Origin of the sequence: Amycolatopsis sp. lyj-346, from assembly GCF_046548975.1 — a bacterium.
GTDB lineage: Bacteria > Actinomycetota > Actinomycetes > Mycobacteriales > Pseudonocardiaceae > Amycolatopsis.
Genome location: NZ_JAJPWT010000003.1, coordinates 492,712 through 511,362 on the forward strand (window position 1 = coordinate 492,712; position 18,651 = coordinate 511,362).

Annotated in this window: 21 protein-coding genes; 5 read left to right on the forward strand and 16 right to left on the reverse strand. The window is 70.2% G+C overall.

The window, feature by feature from the left end:
* Positions 1-4 precede the first annotated feature (4 nt).
* From rplW to ACLJQE_RS14100, 9 genes are all read right to left on the reverse strand, one after another.
* Entirely contained in the window at positions 5-316 is a 312-nt protein-coding gene (gene rplW / locus ACLJQE_RS14060) for a 50S ribosomal protein L23 (RefSeq protein ID WP_003102087.1), read from the reverse strand.
* Positions 313-1,002, reverse strand: coding sequence for a 50S ribosomal protein L4 (gene rplD / locus ACLJQE_RS14065; protein WP_410639614.1), 690 nt, complete (start codon positions 1,000-1,002; stop codon positions 313-315). Before rplD ends, rplW begins: the two co-directional genes overlap by 4 nt.
* On the reverse strand, positions 999-1,655 hold the full coding sequence (rplC, locus tag ACLJQE_RS14070) for a 50S ribosomal protein L3 (protein ID WP_410639615.1): 657 nt from the start codon (positions 1,653-1,655) through the stop codon (positions 999-1,001). The genes rplD and rplC overlap by 4 nt, the downstream gene beginning before the upstream one ends.
* A 33-nt stretch (positions 1,656-1,688) precedes the next feature.
* A complete protein-coding gene (rpsJ, locus tag ACLJQE_RS14075) occupies positions 1,689-1,994 on the reverse strand; it encodes a 30S ribosomal protein S10 (RefSeq protein ID WP_003102098.1) in 306 nt (101 codons plus the stop codon).
* A 406-nt stretch (positions 1,995-2,400) separates the two neighbouring features.
* Positions 2,401-3,594: an elongation factor Tu gene (gene tuf, locus ACLJQE_RS14080; RefSeq protein WP_360279848.1), complete on the reverse strand. Its 1,194-nt coding sequence runs from the start codon at positions 3,592-3,594 to the stop codon at positions 2,401-2,403.
* Between the two features lie 133 nt (positions 3,595-3,727).
* Complete coding sequence (fusA, locus tag ACLJQE_RS14085) at positions 3,728-5,827, reverse strand: elongation factor G (RefSeq protein ID WP_410639616.1); 2,100 nt, start codon at positions 5,825-5,827, stop codon at positions 3,728-3,730.
* Positions 5,828-5,890: 63 nt separating this feature from the next.
* Complete coding sequence (rpsG, locus tag ACLJQE_RS14090) at positions 5,891-6,361, reverse strand: 30S ribosomal protein S7 (protein WP_003102106.1); 471 nt, start codon at positions 6,359-6,361, stop codon at positions 5,891-5,893.
* A complete protein-coding gene (gene rpsL / locus ACLJQE_RS14095; protein ID WP_003102113.1) occupies positions 6,361-6,735 on the reverse strand; it encodes a 30S ribosomal protein S12 in 375 nt (124 codons plus the stop codon). The genes rpsG and rpsL overlap by 1 nt, the downstream gene beginning before the upstream one ends.
* Positions 6,736-7,210: 475 nt before the next feature.
* Positions 7,211-7,366, reverse strand: a complete 156-nt coding sequence (locus ACLJQE_RS14100) for a hypothetical protein (protein ID WP_410639617.1) — start codon at positions 7,364-7,366, stop codon at positions 7,211-7,213.
* A gap of 158 nt (positions 7,367-7,524) precedes the next feature.
* On the opposite strand from ACLJQE_RS14100, the gene ACLJQE_RS14105 reads away from it, so the two are divergent.
* The 4 genes from ACLJQE_RS14105 to ACLJQE_RS14120 are packed head-to-tail and all read left to right on the forward strand — an operon-like array spanning position 7,525 to position 10,269.
* The gene (locus tag ACLJQE_RS14105) at positions 7,525-8,064 is read left to right on the forward strand and encodes a YbaB/EbfC family nucleoid-associated protein (RefSeq protein WP_410639618.1); all 540 of its coding nucleotides are present in this window, start codon (positions 7,525-7,527) and stop codon (positions 8,062-8,064) included.
* Positions 8,064-8,411, forward strand: coding sequence for a hypothetical protein (locus ACLJQE_RS14110; protein WP_410639619.1), 348 nt, complete (start codon positions 8,064-8,066; stop codon positions 8,409-8,411). The genes ACLJQE_RS14105 and ACLJQE_RS14110 overlap by 1 nt, the downstream gene beginning before the upstream one ends.
* 11 nt (positions 8,412-8,422) lie before the next feature.
* Entirely contained in the window at positions 8,423-9,649 is a 1,227-nt protein-coding gene (locus tag ACLJQE_RS14115; RefSeq protein ID WP_410639620.1) for a hypothetical protein, read from the forward strand.
* A 2-nt stretch (positions 9,650-9,651) separates the two neighbouring features.
* Positions 9,652-10,269, forward strand: a complete 618-nt coding sequence (locus ACLJQE_RS14120; RefSeq protein ID WP_410639621.1) for a hypothetical protein — start codon at positions 9,652-9,654, stop codon at positions 10,267-10,269.
* Here the strand turns inward: ACLJQE_RS14120 and ACLJQE_RS14125 are convergent.
* The 6 genes from ACLJQE_RS14125 to ACLJQE_RS14150 all read right to left on the reverse strand — a co-directional run bounded on the left by ACLJQE_RS14125 (position 10,250) and on the right by ACLJQE_RS14150 (position 15,686).
* Positions 10,250-10,474 (reverse strand): hypothetical protein, encoded by a 225-nt coding sequence (locus ACLJQE_RS14125; RefSeq protein WP_410639622.1) that lies wholly within the window; start codon positions 10,472-10,474, stop codon positions 10,250-10,252. The two genes, ACLJQE_RS14120 and ACLJQE_RS14125, sit on opposite strands and share 20 nt — an antisense overlap.
* A gap of 73 nt (positions 10,475-10,547) precedes the next feature.
* Entirely contained in the window at positions 10,548-10,778 is a 231-nt protein-coding gene (locus tag ACLJQE_RS14130) for a hypothetical protein (RefSeq protein ID WP_410639623.1), read from the reverse strand.
* 17 nt (positions 10,779-10,795) lie between these two features.
* Positions 10,796-11,002 (reverse strand): hypothetical protein, encoded by a 207-nt coding sequence (locus ACLJQE_RS14135; RefSeq protein WP_410639624.1) that lies wholly within the window; start codon positions 11,000-11,002, stop codon positions 10,796-10,798.
* Between the two features lie 25 nt (positions 11,003-11,027).
* Positions 11,028-12,740 (reverse strand): hypothetical protein, encoded by a 1,713-nt coding sequence (locus tag ACLJQE_RS14140; protein ID WP_410639625.1) that lies wholly within the window; start codon positions 12,738-12,740, stop codon positions 11,028-11,030.
* Positions 12,741-12,745: 5 nt separating this feature from the next.
* Positions 12,746-14,593: a hypothetical protein gene (locus ACLJQE_RS14145; RefSeq protein ID WP_410639626.1), complete on the reverse strand. Its 1,848-nt coding sequence runs from the start codon at positions 14,591-14,593 to the stop codon at positions 12,746-12,748.
* Positions 14,594-14,972: 379 nt separating this feature from the next.
* A complete protein-coding gene (locus ACLJQE_RS14150) occupies positions 14,973-15,686 on the reverse strand; it encodes an MFS transporter (RefSeq protein ID WP_410639627.1) in 714 nt (237 codons plus the stop codon).
* A 555-nt stretch (positions 15,687-16,241) separates the two neighbouring features.
* Here ACLJQE_RS14150 and ACLJQE_RS14155 point away from each other — a divergent pair.
* Entirely contained in the window at positions 16,242-16,742 is a 501-nt protein-coding gene (locus ACLJQE_RS14155) for an Lrp/AsnC family transcriptional regulator (RefSeq protein WP_410639628.1), read from the forward strand.
* Positions 16,743-16,823: 81 nt separating this feature from the next.
* Here the strand turns inward: ACLJQE_RS14155 and ACLJQE_RS14160 are convergent, their stop codons facing one another.
* Entirely contained in the window at positions 16,824-18,593 is a 1,770-nt protein-coding gene (locus ACLJQE_RS14160) for a hypothetical protein (protein WP_410639629.1), read from the reverse strand.
* Between the last annotated feature and the right edge of the window lie 58 nt (positions 18,594-18,651).

Here is an 18,651-nt window from a genome sequence, read left to right on the forward strand (position 1 = left end):
TCCTTTACGCGGTGGGTCCGCCGAAGATCTCGATCGCCTTGCTCTCGGGCGAAAGAGTCACGATGGCGCGCTTGGTGTCCTTGCGCTTGCCGAAGCCGGCGCGAGTCCGCTTCCGCTTGCCCTGGCGGTTGGCCGTGTTGACACTGACCACCTTGACGCCGAACACCTTCTCGACCGCGATCTTGATCTGGGTCTTGTTGGCGTCCGGGCGGACGATGAACGTGTACTTGTGGTCCTCGAGCAGCCCGTAGGACTTCTCGGAGATGACCGGCGCGAGCAGGATGTCGCGGGGGTCCGGAATGGCGACCGAACTCACTTCTCGTCACTCCCTTCCGTGACCTCGCCCGACCGCGCGGAAGCCTTGACGGACTTACCGCGGACGGGGCCGGCGACGAACGCGTCGTACGCGGCCTTGGTGAACACGACGTCGTCGTTGACCAGCACGTCGTAGGTGTTGAGCTGGTCGGCCCAGAGGATGTGCACCTCGGGCAGGTTCCGCAGGGAAACCCAGCTCAGCTCGTCGGCCCGGTCCAGCACCACGAGCACGCGCTTCGCGGCCGTGACGGCGGCGAGGGCGACCTTGGCGGCCTTGGTCGACGGCTTCTCGCCGGTCACCAGCTCGGTGACGACGTGCAGCTGGCCGGCGCGCGCCCGGTCGGAGAGGGCGCCACGCAGAGCGGCGGCCTTCATCTTCTTCGGGGTGCGCTGGGAGTAGTCACGCGGCGTGGGGCCGTGGACGACGCCACCACCGGCGAACTGCGGCGCGCGGGTCGAACCCTGGCGGGCACGGCCGGTGCCCTTCTGCCGGTACGGCTTCTTGCCGCCACCGCGAACTTCGCCACGGGTCTTCGTGTCGTGCGTGCCCTGGCGCGCGGCGGCCTGCTGGGCCACCACGACCTGGTGCATCAGCGCGACATTGGCCTGCACGTCGAAGATCTCCCCGGGGAGGTCCACGGTGCCGTCGGCTTTACCGGCCGGGGTCTTCAGCTCGACGCTTGTCATTCGGAGTTACCACCCTTCGCGGCGCTGCGCACGAACAGCAGGCCGCCCTTGGGACCGGGCACGGCGCCCTTGATCAGCAGCAGGCCGTCCTCGGCACGCACGGCGTGCACGGTCAGGTTCTGCGTGGTGACCCGGTCGTTGCCCATCCGGCCCGCCATGCGCAGGCCCTTGAAGACGCGGCCGGGGGTGGCACAGCCACCGATGGAACCCGGCTTGCGGTGCACGGCCTGGGCACCGTGGCTTGCGCCCTGGCCCTTGAAACCGTGGCGCTTCATGACACCCGCGTAGCCCTTGCCCTTGCTGGTCCCGGTCACGTCGACCTCGGTACCGGCAGCGAACACCTCGGCGGTGATCTCCTGGCCGACCTCGTAGGTCTCGGCGTCGGTGGTGCGCAGCTCGGCGAGGAACCGGCGCGGCGTCACGCCCGCCTTGTCGTAGTGGCCGGTGCGCGGCTTGTTCACCTTGCGCGGGTCGACCGCGCCGAACGCCAGCTGCACGGCCTTGTAGCCGTCCTTCTCCTGGGTCCGAACCTGGGTGACCACGTTCGGACCGGCCTTGACGACGGTGACCGGGACAACCCGGTTCTGGTCGTCGAAGACCTGGGTCATGCCGAGCTTGGTGCCCAGGATGCCCTTCATCTGCCTGTCAGACATGAGTCTCTTATCTCCGCCGCTCGCCCGCCGCTACTACTGGATGTTGACGTCGACGCTCGCCGGCAGGTCGATGCGCATGAGCGCGTCGACCGTCTTCGGCGTCGGGTCGAGGATGTCGATCAGACGCTTGTGCGTGCGCATCTCGAAGTGCTCGCGCGAGTCCTTGTACTTGTGCGGCGAGCGGATGACGCAGTAAACGTTCTTCTCGGTGGGCAGCGGCACCGGCCCGACAACCCGGGCGCCGGTGCGCGTGACCGTCTCCACGATCTTGCGCGCCGAGGTGTCGATCGCCTCGTGGTCGTAGGCCTTGAGCCGGATGCGGATCTTCTGTCCCGCCATGGTGGCTGCTCGTTCCTTGTCGTCTCGTGCCGCTATCTCACAAACCCCGGCCGGATGTCCCCATCTGGCCCGGGTTTCCGCAGTTCAACGGCCCTGTCCCCGGTCCACGCGGTCGGGCGTGTCGCGCCCGACGCACAGACGGATCCCGTGGGATCGTCGTCTTGCCTGGTCTTCCTCAACGTGAGGAGGCTGTGAGCCGGCCCGCTTTTCCAAGCAATGTCGTCTCACCGCCCTTGCCCGCTCGCCTCACCCGAAGGAAAGAGCTCCGCGGACCGTGGCCACTCGCACCGGAGCGGCCGGATCCCCGAAGGGATCGGCCGCCCCAGGACGAGCAACCTGAATAGTGTCGCACACGTGATTTGACGCCCCGAACCCGGGGGTGTATTGCCCCCGATGGGCGCCTAAATCACTTGATGATCTTGGTAACCTGGCCCGCGCCGACGGTCCGGCCACCCTCGCGGATGGCGAAGCGCAGACCCTCGTCCATCGCGACCGGCTGGATCAGCGCGACCGTGATGTCGGTGTTGTCGCCCGGCATGACCATCTCGGTGCCCTCGGGGAGGGTCACGACGCCGGTCACGTCGGTGGTGCGGAAGTAGAACTGCGGGCGGTAGTTGTTGAAGAACGGGGTGTGACGGCCACCCTCGTCCTTCGACAGGATGTAGACCCGGCCCTCGAAGTCGGTGTGCGGGGTGGTGGTGCCCGGCTTCACGACGACCTGGCCGCGCTCGACGTCCTCGCGCTTGATACCGCGGACCAGCAGGCCCACGTTGTCGCCCGCCTGGCCCGAGTCGAGCAGCTTGCGGAACATCTCGACACCGGTGACAGTCGTCTTGGTCGACTTCTCCTTGATGCCGACGATTTCGACCTCTTCGTTGACGTTGATCTGGCCGCGCTCGACGCGACCGGTCACCACGGTGCCACGACCGGTGATGGTGAAGACGTCTTCGATCGGCATCAGGAACGGCTTGTCGAGCTCGCGCACCGGGTCCGGCACGCTGTCGTCGACGGCCGCCATGAGCTCGAGAACGGCCTCGGCCCACTTCTCGTCGCCCTCGAGGGCCTTGAGGCCGGACACGCGCACGACCGGCGCGTCGTCCCCGGGGAACTCCTGCGAGGACAGCAGCTCGCGGACCTCCAGCTCGACGAGCTCGAGGATCTCCTCGTCGTCGACCATGTCGGCCTTGTTCAGCGCGACCACGATGTAGGGCACGCCGACCTGGCGGGCGAGCAGCACGTGCTCACGGGTCTGCGGCATCGGGCCGTCGGTGGCGGCCACGACCAGGATCGCGCCGTCCATCTGGGCGGCACCGGTGATCATGTTCTTGATGTAGTCCGCGTGACCCGGGGCGTCCACGTGCGCGTAGTGGCGCTTCTCGGTCTGGTACTCGACGTGCGAGATGTTGATCGTGATGCCGCGCTGCTTCTCTTCCGGCGCGTTGTCGATCTGGTCGAACGCCCGCGACTCGTTCAGCTCCGGGTACTTGTCGTGCAGCACCTTGGTGATAGCCGCGGTCAGAGTCGTCTTGCCGTGGTCAACGTGACCGATGGTGCCGATGTTGACGTGCGGCTTGGTCCGCTCGAATTTCGCCTTCGCCACTGGAATGTCCTCCTGGACTGATTTCGCTTTGTGCTCGTGGGGCGGCGTGGCTGCCGCCCCACGATTGTTCCTTCGTCGGTGCTGCGGACGTTCAGGAGAGTCCCTTAATGCCCGCGAGCGCTGGGGGGAGGAGTTACTCCCCCGTCGCCTTCGCGATGATTTCCTTCGCGACGTTCGCGGGAACCTCGGCGTAGGAGTCGAACAACATGGAGTAGTTCGCCCGGCCCTGGGTGCGGGACCGGAGGTCACCGACGTAGCCAAACATCTCCGACAGCGGGACCAGCGCCTTCACGACGCGGATGCCCGCCCGCTCCTCCATGGCCTGGATCTGACCACGACGGGAGTTGAGGTCACCGATGACGTCACCCATGTAGTCCTCGGGCGTGGTCACCTCGACCGCCATCATCGGCTCCAGGATCACCGGGCCGGCCTTCTTCGCGGCTTCCTTCATCGCCATGGAACCGGCGATCTTGAACGCCATCTCCGAAGAGTCGACCTCGTGGTAAGCACCGTCCAACAGGGTGAACTTCAACCCGACGAGCGGGTAGCCGGCCAGGACGCCGTACTGCATCGCGTCCTGCGCGCCCGCGTCCACCGACGGGATGTACTCCCGCGGCACGCGACCACCGGTCACCTTGTTGTCGAACTCGTAGAGCGCGCCGTCGGTGCGCTCGAGCGGCTCCAGCTTCACGATGACCTTCGCGAACTGGCCGGAACCACCGGTCTGCTTCTTGTGGACGTAGTCGAGCTTCTCGACCGTCTTCTTGATCGTCTCACGGTAGGCGACCTGCGGCTTGCCGATGTTCGCCTCGACCTTGTAGTCGGACTTCATCCGGTTCACCAGCACCTCGAGGTGCAGCTCGCCCATGCCCGCGATGATCGTCTGGCCGGTGTCCTCGTCCAGCTTGACCTGGAACGTCGGGTCCTCTTCGGCCAGCTTCTGGATCGCCAGGGACAGCTTCTCCTGGTCGGCCTTCGTCTTCGGCTCGATCGCGACCCGGATGACCGGCTCGGGGAACGTCATCGACTCCAGCACGATCGGGTTCTGCGGGTCCGCCAGGGTGTCACCCGTGGTGGTGTCCTTCAGCCCGATGACCGCGTAGATGTGGCCGACCTGGGCGTCGTCGACCGGGTTCTCCTTGTTGGAGTGCATCTGGAAGATCTTCCCGATGCGCTCCTTGCGCTCCTTGGTCGCGTTGATGACCTGCGCGCCGGCCGCGACCTTGCCCGAGTACACCCGGATGTAGGTCAGCTTGCCGAAGAACGGGTGCGCGGCGATCTTGAACGCGAGCGCGGCGAACGGCTCGTCGACGGACGCCTTGCGGGAGGCCACGGTCTCGCCGTCGGACAGCAGGCCCTCGACGGCCGGGACGTCCAGCGGAGTCGGCAGGTAGTCGATGACCGCGTCGAGCATGGGCTGCACGCCCTTGTTCTTGAACGCGGAACCGGCCAGCACCGGGAAGACCTGGCTGGTGATGGTGAGCTTCCGGATGCCGGCCTTGATCTCGGCCTCCGTCAGCTCCTCACCCTCGAGGAACTTCTCCATCAGCGCGTCGTCCGCCTCGGCGACGGTCTCGACGAGCTTCTCGCGGTACTCCGCGGCCTTCTCGGCCAGCTCGGCCGGGATGTCCTCGACCGAGTAGTCCTCGCCCTTCTGGACCTCGCCGCGCCAGGTCAGCGCCTTCATGCGGACCAGGTCGACGACGCCTTCGAAGTCGTTCTCGGCGCCGATCGGCAGCTGGATGACCAGCGGGCGGACGCCGAGGCGGTCCACGATGGTCTTCACGGTGTAGTAGAAGTCCGCGCCCAGCTTGTCCATCTTGTTGACGAAGCAGATGCGCGGGACGTCGTACTTGTCCGCCTGCCGCCAGACCTGCTCGGACTGCGGCTCGACGCCTTCCTTGCCGTCGAAGACGGCGACCGCACCGTCGAGCACCCGCAGGTTGCGCTCCACCTCGACGGTGAAGTCGACGTGCCCGGGGGTGTCGATGATGTTGATCTGGTGGTCGTCCCAGAAGGTGGTGGTGGCAGCCGAGGTGATGGTGATACCCCGCTTCTGCTCCTCCTCCATCCAGTCCATGGTGGCGGCGCCGTCGTGGACTTCACCGATCTTGTAGTTGACCCCGGTGTAGAACAGGATCCGCTCGGTGGTGGTCGTCTTGCCGGCGTCGATGTGGGCCATGATGCCGATGTTGCGGACCTTGTTCAGGTCGGTCAGCACTTCACGTGCCACGAGAGTGTTCCCCTGTTCTCAAGCTTGGGGCCCGGCATGGCTTGGTCGACAGCCGGGCAGAAATCACCAGCGGTAGTGCGCGAAGGCCCGGTTGGACTCGGCCATCTTGTGCGTGTCCTCGCGACGCTTCACCGAGGCACCGAGGCCGTTGGAAGCGTCCAGGAGCTCGTTCTGCAGGCGCTCGATCATCGTCTTCTCGCGGCGGGCCTGCGAGAAGGAGACCAGCCAGCGCAGCGCCAGCGTCGTGGAGCGGCCCGGCTTGACCTCGATCGGCACCTGGTAGGTGGCACCACCGACGCGGCGGCTCTTCACCTCGATGGTGGGCTTCACGTTGTCGAGGGCGCGCTTCAGCGTGACGACCGGGTCGGTGCCCGTCTTCTCGCGAGCGCCTTCGAGCGCGCCGTACACGATGCGCTCGGCCAGGGACCGCTTCCCGTCCTTCAGCACCTTGTTCACCAGCTGGGTGACCAGCGGGGAGGCGTAGACGGGGTCGGAGATCAGCGGCCGCTTGGGGGCCGGACCCTTGCGGGGCATTAGCTCTTCTCCTTCTTCGCGCCGTACCGGCTGCGCGCCTGCTTGCGGTTCTTGACACCCTGGGTGTCGAGCGAACCGCGGATGATCTTGTAACGGACACCCGGAAGGTCCTTCACACGACCACCACGCACGAGCACCATCGAGTGCTCCTGCAGGTTGTGGCCCTCACCGGGGATGTAGGCGGTGACCTCGATGCCGCTGGTCAGCTTCACACGCGCGACCTTGCGCAGCGCCGAGTTCGGCTTCTTCGGGGTCGTGGTGTACACGCGAGTGCACACGCCACGCCGCTGCGGGCTCCCCTTGAGGGCCGCGGTCTTCTGCTTGGCAGCCTTGTCCTGGCGGCCCTTGCGGACCAGCTGCTGGATCGTGGGCAATGGACCAGCTTCCTGTCGTGATCTGCTTCTTCGTGTCTTCACCGGCCCCCGCGGTCGGGCGTGTCGGCCCGCGTCACGGTCTCGCGACCGGTAACTTCCCGGAGGGATTTCCGTCGGAACCCCGACCTGCCGAAGCCGGTGACCAGGTGCCGGAGCACCCCGTCCATGCGCACGGCACGCGGAGCGGCCCGACGCATGCCGGGCACGGTCTCCAAAGATACCCGCCCGGGTCCGGGAGGAACGCGGCGGGGGGTGCGAAGGTCGGAGAACCCCCAGCGTACCTCTCAACGCCCCGGGCCTGCGGGACATTCCAAACCTCGGGTCGCGGGGCCGGACGCCCGGCGCCGGGTGCGACCGGCGGTGGCGCGGCTTCGTCGTCGCGAATGACCCATCCGGCACGCCCGGAGGCCCGGGTGACTCACCCGCGACACCCGGCTCCGCGGCCGGGGATCCGGCCGTCCGGGACGCGCCGGGCTCAGTCCTCGTCCGGCTTGGCGTGGTCCGGCCGGCCCGGGTTCGGGTCGCGGGACAGGTCGATCAGCGGGTGCACGCCGGCGCCCTCCGGGGCGGCGTGGCTGCCCGTCGGCCGGGGTTCTTCGTCCGGGCGCCGGGCCCCTTCGGTGCTGGTCATCACACACTCCTCGCGCGTCGTCCCCTGCTTCCCTCTCGGCCGCAACCTACCCATTACCCGGTCGGGTGACGCAGTGGGATCGGATCGGCCGTTCCGTGCGTCACAGTGCGGTCGGCGGGTCACGATGGGTGCACCACGAAACGAACGGGAGCGAAGGCATGTCGGGCGAGTTCGAGCACCTGGTGGCCGAGTTCGAGCGGTTCCAGGCGGGCATCCGCAGCGCCGATGACCGGTTCGCCGGGCTGGGGGCCATGCAGCAGCAGCTGACCGAGCTGCGGGCGAGCGCGGCGTCGCCGGACGGGGGCGTCACCGTGGTCACCGGGCCCGGCGGGGCCGTCCTGGACGTCGAGTTCACCGAGGCCGCGCTGGCCAAGGGCCCGCGGGCGCTGTCGGCCACGCTCCTCACCACGCTGCGGGAGGCCGTCGGCGAGGCGGCGCGGCGGCAGGCCGTGATCGTCGAGGAGAACATGGGCGACGACCTCGGCCTGGTCGACCAGGTCCTGGAAACCCAGGCCGTGGCGTTCGGAACCACCGTCGAAGAACTGCGGTCGAAGCTCCCGGAAGCAGCACAGCCGCCGTCCGAGGACTTCCCGGAGCAGCGGGTGCTCCGCCCGGCCGACCCGCCGCCCGCACCACCGGCGAGCGGCCCTTCGGCGGGCGACCGCTTCCTGCGCACCCTGTTCGACGAGGAGGACTGATGCCCGACGGAGCCGGCGGTTACCGGGTTCGGGTCGACGCGCTGCACAAGTACGTCGGTGACCTGGAGAAATATCGCGACCAGGGCACGAAGATCACCGAGAAGGCCGCCCAGGCCGACGTCGGCGACAAGTCGTGGGGCGTGGTCGGCCTCTTCACCAAGAGCGGCTACGACGACACCCTCCGCGAGCTGCAGTCGCTGCTGACGTCCATCGCCGACGGGCTGGCCTCGGCGCAGGCGAAGCTGACCGACGCGGCGAACGTCTACCAAGGCGTCGAGGAGGACCACAAGACCTTCTTCGGCCAGGTCGAGGTCCTGCTCGACGGCCCGCCCGAGCCGAAGCACTGAAGGGGGACGCCGTGGCAGAGGTCGAAGACGTCGCGAGCGGGATCACCGTCAAGCCCGACGCCCCGAAGACGGTGCTCGGGGTCAACGTCGGCAACGCGGTCAAGGCGACGCCGTTCGCCGGGAGCGCGGTCACCGTCGGCAAGGACGCGGTCTCGGTGACGAAGGCCGTCTTCGCGCCGCAGCCCGACGGCGCGGACATCACCCTCGCGCTCGGCACGATCGCGACCGACACCGCGAGCTTCATCCAGTCGAGCTCGAGCACGATCACCGACATCGCCACCGACCCGCTCGGCTGGCTGGTCGGGCAGGGGCTGAACTTCCTGGTCAACGCCGTTCAGCCGATCCAGGACGCGATCCACTTCGTCAGCGGCGACGGCCCGGCGCTCGGCGTCGCGGCGGAGAACTTCGGCGCGATCGCCACCGGCCTGGACCGGCTGGCCAAGAACTTCGCCGAGGTCGCCGACGAGTCCCTCAAGGACTGGGAGGGCGACGCGGGCAACGCGGCGAAGACGGCGCTGGGCGAGTTCGCGCACGGCATCGAGGGCGTCGCCGGGAAGTCCGGTGACCTGGCCCGGATGCTGCAGCTCAACAGCATGCTCATGAGCTTCGTCGAGGACCTGGTCAAGGCCATCCTCACCGAGTTCGTCACCTGGCTGATCCTGCTGTGGGTGCCGGCGCTGGCCGCCGCGGTGCCGACCTGCGGCGCTTCGCTGTCCGCCGCCGCCCCGGTGACCGAGGTCAAGGCGGCCCAGACGACCGCGAAGACCACCCAGAAGGTGAACAAGCTGCGCGAGCTCCTGCAGAAGGTGCTCGACTGGCTCCGGAAGCTGCAGCAGAAGTTCGCCTCGACGACGCTGGGCAAGTCGCTGACGAAGATCGCGGAGGAGAACGAGGGCAAGGACCTCCTCCAGAAGGCCGCCGGCGACAAGGGCATGATCGGCAAGCGCTGGGCGAAGGCCTTCGAGAACCCGGTGCTCGACGCCGCCGGCAAGGTCGACTACCAGAAGACGATGCTCAAGGCCGGCGCCACCGAAGCGCTGAAGAAGGGCGGCGAGGCGGCGATCAAGGGCGTTCTCGGCTTCAACCCGGCCAACCCCGGCGACAACCCCGCCAAGACGGTGAACGACCACCTCGGCAAGCTCAACAGCCACGTCAAGAACGCGAAGAAGACGAGCGGCTACGACGGGACGGGCCGGGACCAGTCCGTCGAAGAAACCCGCGAAGACCTGGACTTCTGACGATGCAGACGCTCTTCACGATCGGCGTCCTCGTGGTCGTGGCCGCGGTGGCCGCGGCGATCTGGTGGCGGTCGCAGCGGAAGTCCGCCGCGAGCCGCGAGAGCCACTGGTTCAAGGCGTTCGCGGCGGAACGAGGAGGCACGTTCGGCAGCGGCGACGGCGGCCCGGGCCCGTCCTTCGGCGTGTTCCACCCGACCGGGCGGCCGCTGGCGGGCGCGCCGGAAGAGCCGTGGGTCGAGTTCCGCCTCGGCGACCGGCCGGTGCTCGGGATCGACACGCACGAGTCCTACCGGAACTTCGACGACCACATCCGCTTCCGCGACCTCCACGTCACCCAGGTGCGCGTGCCGCCGGGCCCGGAGCTGCGGATCGTCCCGGGCCGTCCGCTGTCCATGCCGACGCTGCCACCGGACTCCACGCTCGACGCCGAGCTGGCCCGGTGGCTGGCGGCGAACCCGCGGTTCGGGCAGCGGGAGGTCGTGATCGAGAACGGCGCCGCACGGACCTGGGGCCAGGGCTGCGCGACCCGGCAGAACCTCACCACGGAGGCCCAGTACCTCGCCGACTTGGCCGACCACCTGCCGCCGGCGCTGTGGAACCTCAGCGGCGGCGCGTCGTGAGGTGGGTCAACCCCGCCGACAGCGCGAAGACCAGGCCGAGGCCGACGACGTAGGGCCCGGCCAGCAGGGCGATCCCGGCGCCGATGTTGGCGTCGGGCCGGTCCGACGTCGCCCGGAAGCCGATCGCACCCAGCGAGAGCAGGATCGCGCCCGCGGTGATCAGCAGGACGGCGACCACCGTGAGGGTTTTGGTGACGGGCTTCATCCCTTCATGGTGCCCGTGACCGCCCGGATCCGCCGGACGGCGGCCGGGAGCACCGCCCCCGGCCGCCGTCGGGTCAGAACGAGGGCAGGAGCTTCCCGGGCACGCCGTTGATCGACTGGATCAGGCCGAGCACCGGGACCCCCAGCGGGGCGAACGTCCAGATGTTGTTCAGACCGCTCGTGTCCGGCTCGTCGACCACCACGACGCCGGGCGCGTCGGCCGCCAGTGCCGGGGCCGCCGCGGTGAACAGGGCCGCTCCGGCGAGGACCGCCGCGCCGGCCGCGCGGGCGAGGTTGTTCTTCATGGTGTGCACCTTTCTTCTCAGGAAACCGCGGTGATGAGGCCGAACACGGGGGCGAGCAGGCCGACCGGCTGGCCGAGCGGCCCCAGGACGCCGCCGAGGTCGATGCCGGGCACCAGCCAGACGGGACCGTTCGTCGGGTCGGCGCTCGCGACGCCGCCGGCCAGGCCGGTGAACGCCGTCGCCGCGGCGAGCGGCAGCAGGACGCGGGCAGCAATGCGTTTCATGGATTTTCCTTTCCTGGCAAGGGTTTCAGCGGAGAACCGCCGTGATCGGCACGACGGTTCCGTCGGGGACCCACTGGCCCGCGTAGTCGCGGTCCACCACCATTCCGGCGGCGTGGGGTTCGGTGGGGTCCATCGGCATGGCGTTGACCTGGGCGGCGGCGAAGATCTGGACGTCGCCGGCCGGGCGATCGGCGCCCAGCCAGGCCCGGAAGCCGCCGAGGGTGGGGCTTTCGCCGCCGAAGCGGTCGCCGGCCGCGACGGCGTACCCGACCGCGGCCGCTTCCCGCGGGTCGAACCGCAGCGGCAGCGACGCACTGGCGACGGCGTTGACGATCGGCCCGTTCAGCAGCCACGGCGCCAGGTACAGCCCGCACTGGTGGGTGGGTTCGAGGCGCTGCAGCTCGGCCGCCCGCGTCATCGCCGTGTACCCGGGACCCCACCCGGAGACGACGACGAGCGCGGTGCCGGGCCCGGCGTCCGGCCGCACCGCCAACCCCGTGCGCGCCGCGGTTTCCCGCACCAGCTTCGCCGCCGCGACGCCGCGCGGGGAGCTGTCCCCGACGAGCGTGAGCGCGGACGGCTTGCGCCCGGCGAGGAACTCGACCAGCTTGACCAGCGCTCCGGCGTCCTCCGGCACCAGCGCGTCGGACGGGCACGTGATCAGCACGTCGGCGCGGCCGGCGACCAGGCCGCCGAGCGCCGCCGACGCGCACTCCGGGGCGTCCGCGCCGTCGATCGGCGGCCCGGGCGCGGTGCCCGCGTCGACCTCGACGACCGTCGTCGTGCCGCCGCGGCGGATCTCCAGGTCGCTGCGCCCGGGCGGCAGCTCGACGTCGGCCCAGGTGCCCTCGGCGCCGGGGCGCGCGAAGGCCTTGGTGATCAGGCTGCCGCGGACGCCGGCGGAGAGGTCGTCGCCCGCGCTCGCCGGGAAGTGGACGACGTTGTGCCCCGGCCGTTGCGGGCTGACCAGCACGGGGAACCCCGGCTCGTCGGCCAGCAGCGGCACCCCCGGCACGGGCAGCGGCGGTGGTGCCGGGATCGCGCCGAGCGCACCCCACGCGAGGAACGCGACGGCCACCCCGGCCGCCCCGACGCGGTAGGCGCGGGCCCGCAGCACCGCCGCGAGCCCGCTGACCACGAGCGGGACCACCACGACCGCCAGCACCGCGAGCCCGCCGGGCGTGCCGACGAGCCGCCGGTCGAACCCCAGGCCGGAAAGGCCGAACCGCACCACACCGGCCAGGACCAGCAGGCCGCCGAGGGTGATCGCCAGCGGCCCGGGCCGCACCGCCGCCGTCGCCGGCACCGCCGGGCCGAACAGCGCGAAGCCGAACCACACCGCGGTGCCGGCGACGAACACGGTGCCGGCCGCGAACTCGGCCCCGGCACCGCCGAGCGCGGTCTCCAGCACCAGCAGCGCCAGCAGCGCGACCGACGCCCAGCGAGCGGCCGGCGGCCACCGCAGCAGCACCGGCACGGCCACCGCGAGCACGACGTGCGCGGTCAGGGCGACGACGTTGACGTCGGCCGCGACCGCCGAACCCACGGCGAGCAGGGCGGAACACCCGCCGAGGACGGACAGGGCGAGCTTCGTCCGGCGTGGTACCTCGGTCACCGACGGGCGCAGCAGGCCGCCGCCCGCGAGCAACGCCGTGGAAAGCAGCAGCGCCAGCCGGATGACCAGGGCCAGAACGTCCACTGTGGACGAGCCGGTGGCCGGCGTGTCGTGGTGGTCCATCGGCCCTACCTCAGGTCCGCGTCCGCGACCACGAACAGCTCGGAGTGCGGCTTGGCGTTGCCGAAGGCTCCGTGCGGCCAGGACTTGCGGTTGAAGTTGATGCCGACCTGACCGGTGAACTCGTCCCGGAAGTTCCAGTCGACCGAGATCTTCCCGTCCGGCCCGAGGTTCAGCAGGTTGACCTTGTGGTCACCGTCGAGCCCGGACCGCGCGACGAAGTAGTTCGACACCGCGAGGTGCTGCGGCGACGTCGTTTCGTGGTAGAAACCGTCGCTGCCGAGCGCGAAGTTGTCGTAGGCGCCCCAGTGCGGGCCCGCGCCCGGCGTGCCGGGGTTGACCGGGGCCGCGCCGACGACGGTCGGCAGGTCGCCGCCCCCGCCTTGCTGGGCCTTCGCCTTGGTGTCGATCCGGCCCTCGATGTCCTCGATCCGGTCGCCGGCGTTGACCAGCTTCTGGATGTCGAGGACGTAGACGCCACCGGTGGTGCCGGGATCGTCCGCCGACAGCGTGCCCTTCTGGCGTCCCTGGATGGCCCGGTAGAGGTACTTGTCGTCCGGGCTGGTCTGGATCCAGCCGCCGTTGGAGCTGCCGCCGTTGGAGTCGTTGTCCGGGTAGATCGCCTTGCCCGCGGCGCCGTCGTCGAACACCTCGATCCAGTGCGGCTCGGCCGCGGTGATGTCCGGGGTGTAGAACACCGCGCCGCCCTGCATGGTCTGGGCGAAGGCGCCCTTGTGGCCCGGCAGGTTGGTCACCGTGGTCTCCATGACCGCGCGGCTCTCGGCGTGCAGCGGGTCGGCCGGATCGGCGCGCGGGCCGTCCTGCAGGTACGACACCGACTTCAGCTTCGGGTGGTTGCGATCGGAGATGTCCCAGGTCCGCACGGTCGGACGGCGCAGGTACGGCGACGGCTGCTTCACCGGGTCGAGGATGATGTTGCGCGGCTCGGCGTAGTCGCTGGTGACGAGCGTGTTCAGGTCCTCGCGGGCCTGGATGCCGTGCGGGTTGGCGCAGGTCGGCTTGCCCAGCTGCGGCAGGTTGTCGCAGAGCTTCCGGTTGTCGCCCTGCGGGGTCGCCGCCGGGGACTCCGAAAGGACCTCGGCGTTCGGTCCGAAGTGGACAACCTCGCCGGGGCTGCCGGCGAAGCCGTTGCCGATCTGGGTGGAACCGTCGGCGTAGGTGTGCGGGCCGGGCACGACCGGGCCGCCCATGTACGTGCCGTAGGCCGTGCCGTCCTTGAGCACCCAGTAGGCGTCCGGGACGCTCCCGCCGAGCGTGTTCGTCGGCAGGCTGACGCCCTTGAGCTTCAGCTGCGGCAACGCGCTGACGTCGAAGGCGTACGTCGCGGCCGCGAACAGCGCCCCGGCGTAGATGGTGTCGCCCTTGTGCCACACGTACTGCATGTGGTGCGGCTCGTTCTCGACCAGCGGGCCGACGGTGGCGGTGTTGACGACCTTGCCGTAGGTCGGCGACCCCTGCGTCGCGTCGATCACGGCGAGGAAGTCCGGGCCGGGCAGGGCGTTCTTCAGCTTGTTGAGCCCGCCGCCGAGCGTGCCCGGCAGGTTCTTGACGTCCTTGACCAGCGTGTCGGCGATGTTCTCGTCGCCGGCCCAGACGAGCAGCCACTTCTTGGGCGTGCCGCTCTCCGCACGCGCGAGGTCCTTGGACACCAGGTGGTTCTGCACCCAGTACTGCTTGCCGTCGGACGCGGTCTTCGCGTCGGTGACGGTCTGGACGTCGGCGTAGGCGCCGGTGGCGGAACCGGTGTAGGTGACGGCGCCGGCCGCGAGCGCGAGGGCCGCGGCGCCGGTCACCACCTTCCGCCACCGGCCCGGGCGCAACGGGGTTGATCGCATGGTTCTCCCTGTTCTTCTTCCACGGGCGGGCTGTTGCTCGGACAAAAGGGCGCGCTGAACCGCCGGTTCACCAAGGAACCGTTGGGACACAACGGATGGCGTGGTCAGGGGCGGCCGGCGGGCACAGCGGAATGTTCGCCCCGACCGGACACAGCGTCCAGCAGTGATCAAAGAATGAGACGTGACCCGAGCGGGTGAATTTCCCACGACCCGGACCGAGTTGCCGAGGCCGATTGGGCCGAACAGGTGAGGAGCATGCCCCAGTGGCGGCTAGACCACTCGGTGGCGTGACGGTTGGTCACAATGACGCAGCCCCGGCGTCCGGACGCTGGGGCCCGCTCGTTACTCAGTCGTTATGAAATGCCGGGAACTCGCACCGCTACCGGCCGTCCCGCGGCACGAGCAGCACCAGCGGACACAGGGCCAGTACCCCGCCGACGACCGCGACGAGCGCGTACCCGCCGCCCGCGAACAGCTGACCGGACCCCAGGCCGGCCAGCGCGGACGCCGACCACACGACCGCGTCGACCGTGCCCTGCACCCGGCTGCGCGTCTCCGGGGCGAGGTCGCGGCTCAGCTGCGCGCTGCCGCCGACGAACACCAGGTTCCAGCCGTAGCCGAGCAAGAACAGCGCCGCCGGCAGACCGGACGTGTGCGCGGTCGGCGCCGCGAGTGCGGTCGCCGCCGCCAGTGCCAGCACGCCGAGCCCCGCGTTGACCGTCACCGCCGGGCCCCAGCGGTCGGCGATCCGGCCGGACAGCGGTGCCAGCGCGAACATGCCGATCATGTGCGCGCTCAGCACCCAGCCGACGGCGTCGAGGCCGTGCCCGTGGCTCTGCAGCTGCAACGGCGTCATGGTCATCACCGCGACCATGGCCAGCTGCGCGGAGACCATCGCGATCAGCGGCCGCACGACGGCGGGCGAGCGGACCGGGCCGCGGACCGCGGTCACCGGCGGCCGCGGCGGCGGGGTGTCCCGCGGCAGGACGGCCGCCGCCGACACCGCCGCCGCCGTGGCCACCACCGCGACCGCGACCGGCCCCGACAGCGGCGGCCAGCCGAAGCCGGTCGCGACGTGCGCCGCCGGTGCCATGAGCGCCGGGCCGGCGAGCGCACCGACCGTCCCGGCCCAGACGACGGTGGCGCGCGGCCGCGGCGCTGGGGCGGGTACAGGTCCGCGGCGAGGTAGCGGGACAGCTGGGCGCCGCCGTTGCCGACGCCGACCAGCAGAATCCCCAGCAGCAGCGGCAGCACCGACGTCACCAGCGCGGCGGCGAACGCGACCAGCGCGCCGAGCGCCGCGAAGCCGTACCCGGACACCAGGACGCGGCGGCGGCCGTGGACCGGCAGCAGCAGTCCCGCGGCGAGCGCGCCGCCCGCGGTGCCGAGCACGCTCGCGACGCTCGGCAGCCCGCTCCAGGCCGCGCCGCTGCCCTCGGCGACGATCAGCGTGGCCGCGGTGGTCGACCCGGCCATGGCCGTGTTGAGCAGTGCGACGCCGGCGAACAGTGCCCCCATGGACCGGGTCCGCCCGGTCACCGTCGAAATCCCCATGACCGGCAACACTAAGGATTTCCGGCCACGGTCCGAAGGCACGATGAACGGGATTTCGCTCGCCCCGCGCCCGCTTCGGAAGGAGGATGGGCGCATGACCTTTCGTTCGGAAAAGGCGCTGGACGACGTCGACTGGCGGTTGCTGGACCTGCTGCAGGCCGACGGGAGACTTTCGTTCAAGGAGCTCGGCCGCCGGATCAACCTGTCGGCGCCGGCGGTGGCCGAACGGGTGCGGCGGCTCGAAGAGACGGGCGTGATCACCGGGTACCGCGCCCAGGTCGACGCGCGGCGCGCGGGCCAGCCGCTGCAGGCGTTCGTCGAGATGCGGTGCGCGCTGAGCAGCTGCCTGCTGAAGACGTCGAAGTCCGAGGACTACCCGGAGGTCGTGGAGATCCACCGGCTCAGCGGCGACCACTGCACGATGCTGAAGATCCGGGCGGCCTCGCTCGAGCACTTCGAGGGCCTGCTGGAGCGGCTGGGCAAGCACGGCGAGCTGCGGTCGTCGGTGGTGCTTTCGACGCAGTTCCAGGGGCGGCCGGTGCAACCGCCATCGGACGACTTCCTGCGTGCGACGACGCCCGAAGGCTGGGCGTGACCGAAGTGCGGCCCGGCAGGTCTCCGCTGAACACAAAGCGCCCCCGGTCCACAGTGGACCGGGGGCGCTTTGCCGGTGACGTCAGGCGGTGGGACGGCGACGGCGGGCGCCGAACACCAGGCCACCGCCGAGCGCGAGGGCAAGCAGCGCCAGTGCGCCGAGACCGAGCGCGTCGACGCCGGTGCTGGCCAGCCCGGAGCTGCCGCTCTGGCCGCCGCCGGTGCCGCCGGCCGCGCCGGTCGTCGACGTCGGGACGCCGGCCGTGCAGTCCGCGGGGTTGGCGGGCACCGACGGGGTCGGTCCGGCACCCTCCTCGGCCTCGATCCGCCACGGGTAGTGGTTCTCCGGCGGGCCCTGGACGTCGATTTCCATCGGGTTTTCGTACTTGGTCTTCCAGCTCTTCGGCAGCAGGAAGTACAGCCGGTAACGCGGTCCGGGAGCCACGTCCTCGAACTTGAAGTGGCCCTTCGCGTCGGTCGTGCGCTCGCCGGTGACCGGGCAGTGCTGGTCGGAGACGAGCACGACCTTGGCCCCGGCGAGGGCCTGCTTCACGTCGCCCTGGTTGTCGAAGACACCGAGGGTGCCCTCGACAACGGCCTTGGCGCCGGGCACCCAGGCCTGGGCACCGGCCTCCGCGTGGTGGTCGATGTCGACCTCGGGGTAGCCGAAGTCGCAGGAGGCGGCGACGTAACCGCGGTTGAAGGCGGCCTCCGGCACCGTTTCGGTGACGTCGAACGTGCGCGTCTCCCCGGGAGCGATCGTCACGCCGGCGCCGGCCAGGTCACCCCAGCCCTGGCCGCGGCCGCTCAGGAGGTGACCGTCCCCGATGCGGTTGCACGCGGCCACGATGCCGGTGAGCGGGATCGGGCCGGAGTTCGACAGCGTGACGGTGACGTGGGCGAGCTCGCCGACCTGGTAGCTGTTCTTGGTGAACGCCATCGACGCCGTGAGCGCGCCGTTCAGGGGCGGTACGCCGCGAACGGTGAGGTCGGTGTCCGCGCCGATCCGGACGGTCCGCCACGGGATCAGCCAGCCGTCGACCACCTCGCCGCCGAGGTAGTACTCCGCGGCCGGGACGTCGGAGGAGTCGAGCCTCCCCTGGGCATCGCTCGTGATCGAGTACGTGATGTCACTGTGGACGTACCGAAGGGTCAGCTTGGCGCCGGGCAGCTCTTCACCGGTTTCCCGCGTGCCGTTGCCGTTCTTGTCGCCGTACACGACTCCCGTCAGGTGAGCGGGCGCCCGGACGACGGCCGCCGACGCCGTGAACTCGCCGACGCCGAAGCCGGTCGCGTCGAACACGACTCCGCGCAGGACCGTGGTGGCCTGCCTGATGTCCCGGATCTTCCCGGTGATCTCGAGCTTGAAGGCCGCGCCCGGCTCGAGGTCGAGCCCCGGCTCGGACGACGGCCTGAGCGGACCCCAGCCCGGGTCGTACGGGACCACCAGGTCGGTCGGCGCGGTGATGTCCTGGGCGACCGAGAGGCCGACCGCGCGGGTCGGGCCGATGTTCGTCAGCTCGAACGTGGCGTGGACGTCCTCGTCGGACGCATAGGCGGTTTTGCCGAGGACGGCCGACACCTTGATCTGCGCGCGCTCCGCGGGTTGCGCCGCGGCGGGCTTGCTCTCGGGCGCGGGGGAAACCGGCGCGGGAGGCGTCGAGACCGGAGGATCAGCCGGTACCTCCGATGTCGACGGCGCGGTGGACGGCGCTGCGGACGTGACCGGCGCCGGGGCCTCCGGCGCCGGGTCCGCGGTCGCCGGGCCGGCGAACACGCTGGTCAGCACGGCTGCGGCGGTCAGCGCGGCGAAACCGCGCGCGATGGATCTCGCGCTTCTGGATATGTTCACGAACAGTCACCCCTGATTACCCCGTTGGAACGCGCAAAGCCCCCGAACCGCGTGAACC

Coding starts and splice junctions, on each gene's coding strand:
- ACLJQE_RS14130 (WP_410639623.1), bottom strand. CDS start 10,778: ATGAAGAACAACCTCGCCCGCGCGGCCGGCGCGGCGGTCCTCGCCGGA.
- ACLJQE_RS14120 (WP_410639621.1), top strand. CDS start 9,652: ATGCAGACGCTCTTCACGATCGGCGTCCTCGTGGTCGTGGCCGCGGTG.
- ACLJQE_RS14145 (WP_410639626.1), bottom strand. CDS start 14,593: ATGCGATCAACCCCGTTGCGCCCGGGCCGGTGGCGGAAGGTGGTGACC.
- ACLJQE_RS14125 (WP_410639622.1), bottom strand. CDS start 10,474: ATGAAGCCCGTCACCAAAACCCTCACGGTGGTCGCCGTCCTGCTGATC.
- ACLJQE_RS14140 (WP_410639625.1), bottom strand. CDS start 12,740: ATGGACCACCACGACACGCCGGCCACCGGCTCGTCCACAGTGGACGTT.
- rpsG (WP_003102106.1), bottom strand. CDS start 6,361: ATGCCCCGCAAGGGTCCGGCCCCCAAGCGGCCGCTGATCTCCGACCCC.
- ACLJQE_RS14105 (WP_410639618.1), top strand. CDS start 7,525: ATGTCGGGCGAGTTCGAGCACCTGGTGGCCGAGTTCGAGCGGTTCCAG.
- ACLJQE_RS14100 (WP_410639617.1), bottom strand. CDS start 7,366: ATGACCAGCACCGAAGGGGCCCGGCGCCCGGACGAAGAACCCCGGCCG.
- rpsJ (WP_003102098.1), bottom strand. CDS start 1,994: ATGGCGGGACAGAAGATCCGCATCCGGCTCAAGGCCTACGACCACGAG.
- ACLJQE_RS14150 (WP_410639627.1), bottom strand. CDS start 15,686: ATGGCACCGGCGGCGCACGTCGCGACCGGCTTCGGCTGGCCGCCGCTG.
- ACLJQE_RS14155 (WP_410639628.1), top strand. CDS start 16,242: ATGACCTTTCGTTCGGAAAAGGCGCTGGACGACGTCGACTGGCGGTTG.
- rplD (WP_410639614.1), bottom strand. CDS start 1,002: ATGACAAGCGTCGAGCTGAAGACCCCGGCCGGTAAAGCCGACGGCACC.
- ACLJQE_RS14135 (WP_410639624.1), bottom strand. CDS start 11,002: ATGAAACGCATTGCTGCCCGCGTCCTGCTGCCGCTCGCCGCGGCGACG.
- rplC (WP_410639615.1), bottom strand. CDS start 1,655: ATGTCTGACAGGCAGATGAAGGGCATCCTGGGCACCAAGCTCGGCATG.
- ACLJQE_RS14110 (WP_410639619.1), top strand. CDS start 8,064: ATGCCCGACGGAGCCGGCGGTTACCGGGTTCGGGTCGACGCGCTGCAC.